Origin of the sequence: Kitasatospora sp. NPDC058492 (assembly GCF_042720685.1) — a bacterium.
In the GTDB taxonomy this organism is placed as follows: Bacteria; Actinomycetota; Actinomycetes; order Streptomycetales; family Streptomycetaceae; genus Kitasatospora.
In genome coordinates this window covers 191,992-204,372 of record NZ_JBHXMU010000001.1, presented here as the reverse complement: position 1 = coordinate 204,372, position 12,381 = coordinate 191,992, and the positions used below count along the sequence as shown (strand labels likewise).

14 protein-coding genes are annotated in these 12,381 nt (G+C 71.8%); 13 read left to right on the top strand and 1 reads right to left on the bottom strand.

The window, feature by feature from the left end:
* Positions 1 to 516 (bottom strand): nucleoside 2-deoxyribosyltransferase, encoded by a 516-nt coding sequence (locus tag ACFWPI_RS00830; RefSeq protein WP_063351995.1) that lies wholly within the window; start codon positions 514 to 516, stop codon positions 1 to 3.
* A gap of 666 nt (positions 517 to 1,182) precedes the next feature.
* Here ACFWPI_RS00830 and ACFWPI_RS00825 point away from each other — a divergent pair.
* From ACFWPI_RS00825 to ACFWPI_RS00765, 13 genes are all read left to right on the top strand, one after another.
* A complete protein-coding gene (locus ACFWPI_RS00825) occupies positions 1,183 to 1,452 on the top strand; it encodes an acyl carrier protein (RefSeq protein ID WP_244293790.1) in 270 nt (89 codons plus the stop codon).
* Positions 1,449 to 2,834: an aminotransferase class III-fold pyridoxal phosphate-dependent enzyme gene (locus ACFWPI_RS00820; protein WP_380369222.1), complete on the top strand. Its 1,386-nt coding sequence runs from the start codon at positions 1,449 to 1,451 to the stop codon at positions 2,832 to 2,834. The genes ACFWPI_RS00825 and ACFWPI_RS00820 overlap by 4 nt, the downstream gene beginning before the upstream one ends.
* Positions 2,831 to 3,379, top strand: a complete 549-nt coding sequence (locus tag ACFWPI_RS00815; protein ID WP_380369219.1) for an acyl-CoA thioesterase — start codon at positions 2,831 to 2,833, stop codon at positions 3,377 to 3,379. The genes ACFWPI_RS00820 and ACFWPI_RS00815 overlap by 4 nt, the downstream gene beginning before the upstream one ends.
* A gap of 7 nt (positions 3,380 to 3,386) precedes the next feature.
* Positions 3,387 to 3,770, top strand: a complete 384-nt coding sequence (locus ACFWPI_RS00810; RefSeq protein WP_350876226.1) for a polyketide dehydratase — start codon at positions 3,387 to 3,389, stop codon at positions 3,768 to 3,770.
* Positions 3,771 to 3,775: 5 nt separating this feature from the next.
* Positions 3,776 to 4,873: a beta-ketoacyl synthase N-terminal-like domain-containing protein gene (locus ACFWPI_RS00805; RefSeq protein ID WP_380369216.1), complete on the top strand. Its 1,098-nt coding sequence runs from the start codon at positions 3,776 to 3,778 to the stop codon at positions 4,871 to 4,873.
* Positions 4,870 to 5,388 (top strand): polyketide synthase, encoded by a 519-nt coding sequence (locus ACFWPI_RS00800; protein ID WP_380369214.1) that lies wholly within the window; start codon positions 4,870 to 4,872, stop codon positions 5,386 to 5,388. The genes ACFWPI_RS00805 and ACFWPI_RS00800 overlap by 4 nt, the downstream gene beginning before the upstream one ends.
* Positions 5,385 to 6,743: a class I adenylate-forming enzyme family protein gene (locus ACFWPI_RS00795; RefSeq protein WP_380369211.1), complete on the top strand. Its 1,359-nt coding sequence runs from the start codon at positions 5,385 to 5,387 to the stop codon at positions 6,741 to 6,743. Before ACFWPI_RS00800 ends, ACFWPI_RS00795 begins: the two co-directional genes overlap by 4 nt.
* On the top strand, positions 6,740 to 7,552 hold the full coding sequence (locus tag ACFWPI_RS00790; RefSeq protein ID WP_380369208.1) for a TIGR03619 family F420-dependent LLM class oxidoreductase: 813 nt from the start codon (positions 6,740 to 6,742) through the stop codon (positions 7,550 to 7,552). Before ACFWPI_RS00795 ends, ACFWPI_RS00790 begins: the two co-directional genes overlap by 4 nt.
* 53 nt (positions 7,553 to 7,605) lie before the next feature.
* Positions 7,606 to 7,914, top strand: coding sequence for a phophatidylserine decarboxylase associated domain-containing protein (locus ACFWPI_RS00785; protein ID WP_380369205.1), 309 nt, complete (start codon positions 7,606 to 7,608; stop codon positions 7,912 to 7,914).
* 8 nt (positions 7,915 to 7,922) lie between these two features.
* Positions 7,923 to 8,054, top strand: coding sequence for a M4 family metallopeptidase (locus ACFWPI_RS00780; RefSeq protein ID WP_380369202.1), 132 nt, complete (start codon positions 7,923 to 7,925; stop codon positions 8,052 to 8,054).
* Between the two features lie 325 nt (positions 8,055 to 8,379).
* Positions 8,380 to 8,952, top strand: a complete 573-nt coding sequence (locus tag ACFWPI_RS00775; protein ID WP_380369199.1) for a hypothetical protein — start codon at positions 8,380 to 8,382, stop codon at positions 8,950 to 8,952.
* A 279-nt stretch (positions 8,953 to 9,231) separates the two neighbouring features.
* Complete coding sequence (locus ACFWPI_RS00770; RefSeq protein WP_380369196.1) at positions 9,232 to 10,437, top strand: serine hydrolase domain-containing protein; 1,206 nt, start codon at positions 9,232 to 9,234, stop codon at positions 10,435 to 10,437.
* A 140-nt stretch (positions 10,438 to 10,577) separates the two neighbouring features.
* Positions 10,578 to 12,314 carry an FAD-binding oxidoreductase gene (locus tag ACFWPI_RS00765; protein WP_380369194.1) on the top strand — a complete coding sequence of 579 codons (1,737 nt, stop codon included), beginning with the start codon at positions 10,578 to 10,580 and terminating at the stop codon, positions 12,312 to 12,314.
* Positions 12,315 to 12,381: the final 67 nt, after the last annotated feature.

Genomic DNA, 12,381 nt, shown 5'->3' with positions numbered 1-12,381 from the left:
TCAGGCCGCCGCCCTGGTCCGGCCCAGCGCCGCGAGCACGCCGTCGACCAGCAGCGCCGGGTCCTTGGCGATCTCCTTGGCGGACAGGAACGTTGCGGCGGCGACCTGGGCGAGTCCCTTGAGCAGGTGGCTGGCCGACTCGGAGAAGGGCTGGTCGGTGATGCCCACGATGGGGCGGCCCAGCGCGCTGGCCCACCCCAGTTCGATGTGCGTGCCGTCCGTGCGCAGCAGGGTGCCGTCGAGCACCGGCAGGACCGGCACGAACACATCGCATTCGCGCATCCATGCGTAGTCGCGCACGGACACCTCCTCGGGGGTGAACGAAGCGGTGTCGGCACCGAATCGTTCGGCCACGTGCGCGGACAGCACGGTGGCGCCGGCCTGCCGCGACTGGTCGATGGTCAGTCTCAGGAAATCGTGGATCGGCGCCGCCATCCCGCCGGGCACCAAGGCGTGCTGGATCGGGCCGCCGACGAACACGGTGACGCCGCGCAGGGCGTCGGGGGTGACTTTCATGGCGTTTCGAAGCTCCTTCGAAGGAGTCTGCCGACAGCCGCGCAAGGAGGCGGACTTCGGTCGGCAGGAAGCAGAAATGGTCAGCGCTATCGACAGAAGTGGTCAGCGCCATCGGATGGTGCGCTCGCAGTGAACGGGGAGGAAGCCGGGGGTGAGGCCTGACGCTGCCACCGGGGAGCCCGATGGCGTTCCCGTTCCCGCGCTCTGTGTCCATCCGGACAAAGGGACGACCTCAGGCTAGTTCGGGATGATTCACCAGGACAAGAAGCATATGCGCCAGACGGAGATGCGTCTCAAATTGCACAAAAGGTGCATAGCTGCCGCTCGGCTGTCGATCGCGGCCCGCTCGGGAGGCGCGTTGCGGGCCGGTTTTCGCGGGTGTACGGACCGTGTGCTCGGAAATGGCCGAATCGCCGTCGAACTAATGTGCAAAAGAATTGTCGAATCCGGTGTTCGAAGGTGCGTGGCGGGTAAATCGTCGACCATTGACAGGTGATAAGGCCTCGGCTAGCTTCGATAAAGCGTGAATGGCCGGCGCCGCCTTGTATTTCGATCGGCGTCGGCCCGCTTTCGGCCCGACCGTTTCCGCGATCTCACTCGCCTTTCCGCACGCCGGACACCCGGTCGCCGCCTGTTCGAATGAACCCACCCAGAGGGGAAGTTCTGGTGAATCCTTTGCAGACCATCAAGCGAATTCTGCACTCCGAGGTGCTGGTGGAGGTGCCGATCGACCGGATGCGACTCGACGACAGGCTGCGCGAGAATTACGGCATGGACTCGCTCGGTTTCGTGGAACTGCGCGTGCAGTGTGAAGAGGCGTTCGACATCAGCATCCCCGACGAGGCCATCGCGGCGGGGGAGTTGTCCACCCTCGGCGATGTGCTGGCACTGGTCGAGCGGCTGTCGGGGGCCGACCGCCCCCCGGCCACCGCGTGAGCACGGCCCCGGTCGCCGGTGACGACCACGCCGGGGACCGGACCGGTGTGCTGTTGCGCGGCACGGACCTGCACCTCAACCACTACGGGTCGGCCCGGCTCCCGTTCGCCTGCGTGGGCGGCAGCGGCCTGCACCTCGACGTGGTCGACCTGAGCCCGGAACGCCGGGGCAGGCGGCTGCGGTTGCTGGACGCCAGCGGCGGCTACGCCAGCGCCACCCTGGGCGGCGACCACCCCGTCGTACGAGCGGCGCTCGCGCGCAGCACCGGAGTCGGCAACGTCACCGACGAACTGGGCTCGCTGGAACGGGCGGAGCTCCTCGACCGGCTCTTCGGCCCCGGCGGGCTGTGGACCGACCACTTCCCCGCGGGGCGATACCACGTCAGCGGACGCAACTCCGGCTCGGAGGGCAACGAGTTGGCGCTGCGGCTGGTGCTGGAGTCCCGCTTCGACGGCCGGCGGCTGTGCCACCGCCCGGGCAAGGAGCAGCGCGACACCATCCTGGCCTTCCACGGCGCCTGGCACGGCTGGACCAGTGGGCTGGTGCAGCTGCTCAACCGCAGGTACTACCGGGCCGGGCTGCCCGGCGCGGACACCGCCGGCCCGTACGGAGTCCGGGTCCACCACATTCCGTTCGGCGACCTCGACGCCCTGACGGAGTACTTCGCCGAGTCCGCCGACCGGCTGCTGGCCGTCGTGGTCGAACCGATCCAGGGCGACGCGGGCATCCTCGCGCCTCCGCCCGGATACCTGCGCGAACTCGCGCGGCGGTGCGCGGCCGACGGCGTGCTGCTGGTGGCCGACGAGGTGCTGACGTTCGCCAAGACCGGCAGCTGGTTCGCCATGCGCGACGCGGACGGGCCGGTGCCCACCGACATCACCGTCATCGGCAAGTTCCTGGGCATGGGCACGGTGTCCACCTCGATGGTGATCGCCCGCAAGGAGCTGGCCGTCCGCTCCTCCGGCGCCGTGACCACCTCCGACCTGCGGCCACCGAACTGCGCGGTGATCCGCGACGGCATCGAGCACATCGAGACCGAAGGGCTGCTGCGACGCTCGGCCGACGTCGGCGTGGACCTGGCCAAGCATCTCGACGACGCCCTGGTGGGCCGCCACCCGGACGTGTTCACCGAGGTCCGCGGGAGCGGGGTCATGCTCGGCGTGGAACTGACCGCCGCGGCCGCGGACCGGATCGGCGCGCTGCGCCGGGAGTTGATCGAAGCGGGCGTGTACGCGGAGTTCATGGCAGGCGCGGGCAGACGCTCCGGCGGCCGGCGCTACATCCACCCCACCCTGCGGATCGTGCTGCCGCTGATCACCACCGGGACGCAGGCCGACGAGATCGTGGACCGGGTGGCGGCAGGCGCCCGGGCCCTGTGGTGAGCGCGGAGTTCCGCACCCGGGTCGAGCACGTCGACACCGACGCGACCGGGATCGTGCACTTCTCCCGCTACACCTCGCTGATGGAGACCGCGGGCACCGAACACCTCGAAGCGCACGGCGCGGGCCTGACCGCCTTCGGCGCGGCCGACGTCGACCTGGTGGTCGCCGACCTGCGGGTGACCTACCTCAACAGCGCCGTGTACCGCGACGTGATCATCGGGGACACCCGGGTCGACCACGTCGGCGCGGCCTGGTTCGCCCTCGCGGTACGTCTGCTGCGGGAGGAGCAGGACGGCACCCGCACCCCGCTGGTGGCCGGCGACCTCGTCTTCGCCGCCGTCGCCCCCGACACCCGGCGCGTGGTGCCCCTACCGGCACCGCTGCGACAGGCCCTGAGAGGAATCGTCCCGGATGCAACACCCGAACGAAACGGCACCCCCTCCCGCCACGGTCCGCGAGGCACGTCCGCTGGGCACCTCGGCCATCGCCGCCCTGGTGCGCGGACGCCACCCCCGCCTGTTCATCGACCGGGTTCTGGACCATGAGCCCGGCGTGTTCCTGCGCAGCATGTTCGCCGTCTCGGCGGAGATGGGCGCGCTGTCCGGGCACCTGCCCGAGCGCGGCCTGACCCCGGGGCTGATCCTGCCCGGCAGCCACACCATGCAGGCCTTCGCCCAATCCGGCGTCCTGCTCTACCAGTTGAGCAGCGATCCGCTCGCCGACGACGAGGTCACCCTGGTCGGCACGGTCAAGTCCCGATTCCTCGCCCCGGTCGTGCCCGGCGACCAGGTCGTGCTCGACGTCCGCGCGGACCGGCTGTCCGGCCCCACCTTCGCCTTCTCCGCCGTGGTGACCGTGGAGGGCCGATCGGTCGCCGGGTTCCGCGGCGCGATGAGCCGGACGAAGGTCGATCCCGCGGCGGCCCGGCCGTGGTGACCCCGGTGATCACCGGACTGGCCTGGGACACCCCGCTGGGCCGGGACCAGGAGGCGGTGTGGGAACGGCTGTGCGCGGGCGACTCGGCGCTGGCGCCCGTCCACTCGCCGCACCCCCTGCGCAACACCGCCGCCGCCGTCGTCGCGTCGGTGCCGTACGGGACCGGGGCGGGCGAGCGCCAGCGCGCGCTCGCCGGGCGGACGCTGTCCGCCGCGTTCGCGGACGCCGGTCTGTCCACCACCGACCCCGAGGTCGGCCTCGTCCTGGGCACCAGCTTCGGCGCCTGCCTGGACGAGGCGGAGCCGACGCTGCACGCCTGGGCCGACGACGCGGCGGCGGGCATCGGGCACCCGGGCACGCCGGTCTGCGTCATGACCGCCTGTTCCGCCGGGTCGGACGCGATCGCCGTCGCGCACGCCCTGGTGCGCTCGGGCGAGCGGCGGGTCTGCGTGGCGGGCGGGGTGGACGTGGTCACCGAGGCCAAGCGGCTCGGGCACTCCGCGCTGGGCACGATGAGCCCCACCGGACTGCGGGCCTTCGACCGGGCGCGCGACGGGATGCTGCTCGGCGAGGGCGCGGCCTTCGTGGTGGTCGAACACCCCGACTCCGCCCGGGAGCGCGGCGCCCGGGTGCACGCCCGGCTGCGCGGGGCCGGTGCGGCCAACGACGCCGCCGGGCTCACCGCGCCGGACCCGTCCGGGCGCGCCGTGCTGCGCGCCGTCGAACGCTGCCTGGCCTCCGCGGGCCTGGCACCCGCGGACATCGCGGTGGTCAACGCCCACGGGACCGGCACACCGCTCAACGACGAGGTCGAGGCGCGCAGCCTGCTCGAACTGTTCGGAGCCGACGGCCCGTTGGTGTTCGCCACCAAGGGGGCGTTCGGCCACAGCCTGGGCGCGACCGGGGCCGTCGAGGCCGTGGCGACGGTCCTGGCCCTGCGCCACCGGCAGGTCCCACCGGTCCTCGGGCTGCGCGATCCGGTGGCACCGCTGCGGCTGGCCACGGAATCGGCGCGAGCCGTCGGCCCCGGCGCCGGACTGAGCCTGACGCTGGGGTTCGGCGGGTTCAACACGTGCCTGCTGTTCGAAGGGGTGAGGGCGTGACACACGTGCCGACGGGCACCCGGATGCTGGGCTCGGCGACGGTGGTCGCCGACGACCCGGACGAGTACGCGGTGAACAAACCGTCCTTCTACGCCGACCCGGCGGCCTGGCTGGTCGCCGAGACCGTGGACCGGGCACTGGCGGACTGCGCCGAACCCGTGCTCGACGACGCCGCCGACACCGGGATCCTGGTCATGAGCGCGACCGGGAGCGAACGGACGATGCGCCGCATCGCCGCCTCGCTGCCGAAGTCCCGGGTGTCGCCACTGCGCTTCGCCGGAGCGAACCCGGGCGTGCTGGCCGGGCTGCCCGCCCTGCGCCACGAGTTGCGTGGTCCGTCCCTGCTGCTGGCGGCGCACCCCGACCGGGCCACCCCCGTCGCGTTCACGGTGATCGGCGGCTGGCTCGCGGACGGCCACGCCCGGCACGTCCTCCTGGTCGGCCTGCAACCCGCCTCGGGAGAAGGGCAGTTGTGTCGCTGCCTGGTCCTGACCAGCGCCCGGGAAGACCGGTGAACAGCCTCACCCGGTCCGAGGTGGCCGACTTCCTGACCCGGGTCGAGGCAACCCCGGCCAGTACGGGCGGCGGCGCCCCGGCCGGGGTGGACGACGTGCTGGCGGACCTGGCCGGGCTGGGCCTGGCACCGGGCGACGCGGTCGTGCTCTGCCTCACCAACGGAGTCGAACTGCTGCGCGTGCTGCTCTCGTCGCTGCTGCTGGGCCTGGTGCCGCTGGCCGTGCCGCCGAGCACGCCGTGGCAGCGGGTGCGCGCGCTGGCCGGGCACGTCGGGGCCGGCGTCGTGGTGACCACCCGGCTGGCCGGCGCGGGGCCGCAACTGCCGGTGGGCGGCGCGTTCGCCGTGCCGACCGGGCACCCCACCACCCCGTACCGGCCGGGCGAGATCCTGCTGTCCACCTCCGGCACCTCCGGGATGTTCAGCGCGTGCGTGCACCGGGTGGCCTCGCTCCTGCACAACGCCCGCCTGCACGCCGGGGCCACGGGCATCACCCCGGCCGACACCCTGCTGGTGAACCTGCCGCTGTACTACTCCTACGCCCTCGTGGCGCAGGCGCTCGCCGCGTACGTGACCAAGGCGCGACTGGTGCTCGACGGGCCGCCGTTCTCGCCGGCCGGGTACCGCGACGCGGTCACCGCGCGCGGGGTCACCCACTCGGCGGTGACCCCGACGATCGCCCGCCAACTGCTGGCCGACCCCGGGCTCGTGCCACGCGGCCTGCGGGCACTGGCGGTCGGCGGGGACCGGCTCGCACCCGCGGAGGTGGCCCGACTGCTGGCCGCGCGGCCCTCCGCGGAGCTGTACCTGACCTACGGGCTCACCGAGGCCGGACCACGCGTGTCGACCCTGGCCGCGCACGCCGAGCCCGCGCACCGGTACGGCTCCGTCGGCCGCCCGCTGCCGGGAGTGCGCGCGTCACTGCGCGGGGTGCAGGGCGACGTGGGCGAACTGCTGGTCGAATCCGGCACCGTACTGCTGCGCCGGGTCGGGCAGCACAGCGGCAGAGTCCTGCTGGGGCCGCGGACCATCGCCACCGGGGACGCCTTCTCGATCGACGACGGCTATCTGACCTTCCACGGACGCCTGTCGGACTTCGTGGTCCTGCGCGGCGAGAAGGTCTCACTGAACACCGTCCGACAGGCCGCGCACGCCATCCCGGGGGTCGTGCACTGCGTGCCCGAGGTGGTGAACGAGGACGGCACGCAAGTCCTCCACGTCCACCTGTCCGTCACCGGCACCCTCCCCGGCGGCGAGAAGGCACTACGCCACCTCCTCAACTCCCAGCTGCTGCCCGCCGAACGCCCGCGCGCGGTGTTCGTCTCCACCGCCGACCCGGAGGCCTTCCGCAAATGACCCTCCGCCTCGGCTGGACCGTCCCGACGGCCCTCTCACCCGCCGGACTCCGCGCGTTCGCGGTGACCGCGGAGAGCCTCGGGTACGACCACCTGTCCGTCCCCGAACACCTGGTGTCCGGCGTTCCCGCCTACGAGAGCCTGACGCTGGTGGCGTTCCTGGCAGCCGTCACCACCCGGATCGAGCTGGCGACCGCGATGACGATCCTGCCGCACCGCCCGGTGGTGCTCGCCGCCAAGCAGACCGCGCAACTGGCCCACCTCAGCGGCGACCGACTGCGGCTGGGCATCGCCATCGGATCCGACGCCGCCGAGTCCGCCGCCCTCGGCGTCGCCCCGGGCACCCGTGCGGCACTGTTCGAGGAACAGGTCCATGCGCTGCGCCTGCTGTGGACGCGGCCGGACGCGGACTTCGCCGGCGAGCACGTCGCGTTCTCCGGCGTCACCCTCACCCCCCGGCCGCGTCCCGTACCCCTCTGGATGGGCGGCGGCACCCTGCGCACCGGAGGAAGACCCGGCTCACTGCGCCGGATCGCCACCCTCGCCGACGGCTTCACCATGTCCGGCCTGCTCGCCAACCGGGTCGACCGCGGTGCCGCACTCACCGCCGAACTGCGGACGGCGGTGACCGAAGCCGGCCGCGACTGGAGCGCCTTCGGCATCGAGGCCCGCCTGCGCCCCGCCCCCGGCCGGCCGGACACCTGGCGCTCCCTCGCCGACGCCTGGCGGTCCGCCGGCGCCACCCACCTCACCGTCACCACCGACGACCTCTCCCTGCTGGCCCCACTGCACGCGGCGCTGACCGGGTAGCACGCCGGATCAGGGGGGTGAAGTCGTTCGGCTCGCGCACATCAGCTGAGCTGATGAGTTATCGCCGTCATCCTTTCGGGCTTCATGGCAGCGGGTGGTGTTTCCTTACCTGTCGGTCAGGCGAGAGCCTGCTGCGCACTCCGGCGTTCAACTCCGCGCTCCAGCAGGTCCTGCGTGAGTGGTGCGCGTTCCTGGACAGCCCCGCGAGCCGCTACGTGCCGACCGAGGCGGCCTCGGGCGGGCAACTGTACGCCTACGAGGCCGTGCACACCGGCATCGGCCAGGGCCAGTACAACGGCACGGTGCCCCTGGGCACCACGCACACCCTGCTCGGGTACGAGATGAACGACACCGCGCGCTGACCACCTACATGATCTCCACCACCGACCACTCCGGTGCCCGCGCCGCCACCCTCCAGGCCGCCGCCGACCTCTTCGGCTCCGACAGCACCGCCTCCACCACCGTCGCCTCCACCTGGTCCGCGGTGAACGTCGACAGCTGACCCCACCGGCCGGGCGACCCCTGCCTCCGCCCGTGCGGCGCTTCACCTGGATGGTCGAAGGATGTCCCGGCCTTCAGCCCGGGGAGGAATCCGGTTTTCCGTGTGGCGGGTCAGGGGCGGCCGTTTTGCTGCCAGGCGGACCGGTGTCCACCAATCCGAGTGCGAACACTTTTTTGTCAGACCGTCAGGCTATGGTGCCGGGCATGGAGATCACCGCGCAGAACACCGGCCCGACATCCGGCCTCCGTCCTGTGATGGACAGCCGCCGACCGCATTCTGCACGGTGATCGTCAAATACTCACACGCGAGATTCAGGGGCGAGAACATGTCACGGACCGAACTCCACCGACGACGTGCCGTCATCGGGCTCATAGCCGGCGCGACGCTGATATCCCTCGCCGGATGCGGATCGTCGAGCCCGGCCAAGAGCGCCACCGCACCGGGGGCCGCGGTCTCGACGTCCGCGGGTGCGGCGACGACTGACGCGGCAGCGCCCGCAGCGGCGGGCGCCCCCACCGGCCCGCCGGCGAAGGCTGGCAAGGGCAGCGCCGACGTGACCTTCAGCGGCGTGGAGTCCGGCTCCATCAAGGCCGCCGACAGCACCTGCACCGTCATCAAGGGTGAGCTGACGTCCTTCCAGGCGCCGTCGGACCAGAACGCCGGTGGCCCGAGCGTCGCCGGCGTCGAGTCGGGCACCGGCTGGATGATGCCGGTCAGCACGGCCGCCCACGTCGGCGGCTACGTGAAGAACAACGCGACCGGCGTCAAGGCGACCAAGACCGGCGACAGTTGGACGGTCACGCTGACGGACACGGAGGTGGCCGCCACCTACGACCTCGGTCAGACGGTCACGCTCAACGGAACGATCATCTGCGGCCAGGTCGTCAGCGCCGGCTGACCGGCTGACCGGCCGTAGAACGGGACCTTGTGCCGAACGCCGGGGGGAGCCACCAGGCCAGAGGCTCCCCCCGGCCATAACTCGACCGAGCGTGCGGGCGCATCCCCGGATGCGACCGCCGGACGACCCCTCACGTACCTCTTTGGTGTCCTAAGGTGTCGATCTCGTAAGCCTGTTGAAGGATGGACGGGTCCTCATCCGGAGTGATGATCCCCCGGTGGCGGCGCTGACAGGCTGGCTCGTGGCGAACTCCTGTTCGCCCGAGTGAAGGGAAGCACCATGTCTCGTCGTCTGACCAGTGCCCTGATCGCAGCCTTCTGCCTGGCGGTGTCCGCGTCACCCGCCTCCGCCGCCGTGGCGGGGGCCGAGGACTCCGCAGCTTCGTCGGCCCGCCCGCGTGGCGGTCCGCTGCAACTCGCCCTCAACGGGCTGACCGACGCCAAGGCGGTGTCCGCGATCGCCGAGGTGCGTGACGGTGACCAGCGGTGGCGCGGCACCACGGGGGTGACCGACCTGGTCGGTCAGGCGCCCGTCCGTGGTGACGGCCGGTTCCGGATCGGCAGCGTCACCAAGACGTTCGTCGCCACCACGGTGCTGCAACTGGTCGGCGAGCACCGGCTCGGCCTGGAGGACTCGGTGTCGAGCCACCTGCCGGGGCTGGTCCCCAACGGGCAGAACATCACCGTCCGCCAGCTGCTCAACCAGCGCACGGGCCTGTTCGACGCCACCAACGAGGGCACCGATGTCTTTCCCAACCTCAACGACCCGGCCGTCTTCCGGACGTGGCTGGCCCAGGGCGGGTTGAACCGCACGTTCACCGCGCGTCAGTTGGTGGCCGCATCCGTCTCCCACGCCCCGTACTTCGCGCCCGGCACCCAATGGGGCTACTCCAACACCAACTTCGACATCCTCGGTCTGATCATCGAGCAGGTCACCGGGCACCCCTACGGACAGGAGGTCGGTCAGCGCATCCTGCGTCCGCTCGGGATGACGAAGACCACGGTCCCCGGCCGCTCCACCACGATCCCCGGCCCGCACGCCCACAGCTACTGGACCACCGTGGACGGCGCCGGCACCGGGAACGTCAAGAAGACCGACATCGACGTCACCGACCAGAACCCCTCCTGGGCGGGCGCTGCCGGAGAGATCATCTCCACCACCGATGACCTGATCCGATTCCAGCAGGCCCTGCTGAACGGGAAGTTGCTGCGCCCGGCGGAGCAGCGCGAGATGACCACGACGTTTGAGACCGTGCCGGGCTCGCACGAAATCGACTACGGGATGGGGCTGGCGCGGGTGCAGCTCTCCTGCACCACCGTGCTGGGCCACAACGGTGGCACCTTCGGCTTCACCACCCAGCTGTGGGGCACCGCCGACCGCCAGGTCGCGCTCTCCTACACCCCGCGGGGCGATGACGCCGAGCAGACGGCGCAGAACGAGGCGGGCAACAAGTTCCTCGACGCCGTCTTCTGCGGCGCCCACTGAACGTCCGCCGGGGGCGGGTCGGGCGTGTCGATGATCGGCACTCCTGATTCAGCGTCAATTATCGCTACGGTCAGCATATTTGGATGGCGTTGGCGCCGATAGCATGCGCTGACGAATGGTCGTGGTGAACGGAGGAAGAGATGGACGGGTCGGCAGACGAACGGCTGGGGCGTCGCCACCTGCTCGCCCGGGCCGGTGCGGTGGCGGTCGGCGGTGCGGTTGCCGGCCTGGCCGTCGGGCCCGCCGAGGCGGCGGGCCACCAGGGCCCGGGTCCGGCGGGAGGTGGGGGCGGGCCGGAGGGCGGGCCGGAGGGCCGGCCGTTCGGGCCGGTCACGGTCCGCCCCGATGACTCCCGCTACGACAGCCTGCTGCGGGGCGACAACTACCGTTTCGTCGGCCGGCCGGAGGAGATCCGCCTGGCCGGCTCCACCGAGCAGGTGGTGCGGGCCGTCGCCGACGCCGTCCGCTCCGGGCGCCGGATCGCCGTGCGCAGCGGCGGCCACTGTTTCGAGAACTTCACCGGCGACCCGGCGGTGCAGCTCCTGCTGGACCTCTCTCCGATGGACGCCGTCGGCTTCGACCCCGCGATGGGTGCGTTCGCGGTGCAGCCGGGGGCGACCCTCGGACGCGTGTACCGGACCCTGTTCAAGGGCTGGGGTGTGACGATCCCGGCCGGCGGCTGCCCCGAGGTGGGCGCGGGCGGGCATCTGGCCGGCGGCGGGTACGGTCCGCTGTCCCGCGCCTACGGCTCGGTCGTGGACTACCTGTACGCCGTGGAGGTGGTGGTGGCCGACCGGGACGGGACCGTCCGGGCGGTGGTCGCCACCCGGGACCCGGACGATCCGAACCACGACCTGTGGTGGGCCCACACCGGCGGCGGGGGTGGCAACTTCGGCGTCGTCACCCGCTACTGGCTCCGCTCCCGTGACACCCCTGGCCCTGGCACCCCCGACCCCGAAACTTCCGGCCCTGGCACCCGCTCCCACGGCGACCCCGCGGCACTCCTGCCGCGTGCCCCGGGCGAGCTGCGGAGGTGCCTGGTCGCCTGGAGCTGGGACGAGAAGATGACGGAACGGGCGTTCACCACCCTGCTGCGCAACTACGGGACGTGGCACGAGCGCAACAGCGAGCCGGGCACCCCCGCGGCGAACCTGTACGCCGTCCTCATTGCCGGACACCGCAAGTCCGGCACCCTTGAGCTGGTCGTGCAGATCGACGCGGGCGTTCCGGGTTCCGACGCGGTGCTCACCGACTTCGTACGCGCGGTGACCGCCGACGTGGGTGCCACCGAACCCGCCACCCTCCGGGGCACCATGCCCTGGCTGCCCACCAGCACCTGGCCGGGGACCGGCGAGGCCGGCAACTCGATCACCCGGCGCTACAAGGACAAGGCCGGCTACCTGCGCCGCTCCCTCACCGACGCCCAACTCGCCACCGCCTACCGGCATCTGACGGACGGCACGGGCGGTGCGGAGTGCGGCCTGCTCCTCGTCGGCTACGGCGGCCAGGTCAACGCGGTGCCCCCGTACGCCACCGCCGTCGCCCAGCGCGACTCGGTGATGAAGGCCGTCTACTACACGGTCTGGGCCGATGAGGCGGACGACGCGGCCCATCTGGCCTGGGTCCGGGACTTCTACCGCGAGGTGTACCGCGACACCGGAGGCGTCCCCGTCCCCGGCGAGGTCAGTGACGGCTCCTACATCAACTATGCGGACACCGACCTCGCCGACCCGGTGTGGAACACCTCCGGCACCCCGTGGCACGCCCTGTACTACAAGGACAACTACCCCCGCCTGCAACAGATCAAGGCCCGTTGGGACCCGTGCAACATCTTCCGGCACGCCCTCGCCATCGAACCGCCCGACCGGAGGCCGTAACGAGAGCCCCGGGGGAGGCGCGCCGGAGGTTCACTCGCACGAGTGATTGTTACGCTGTGCACATTGC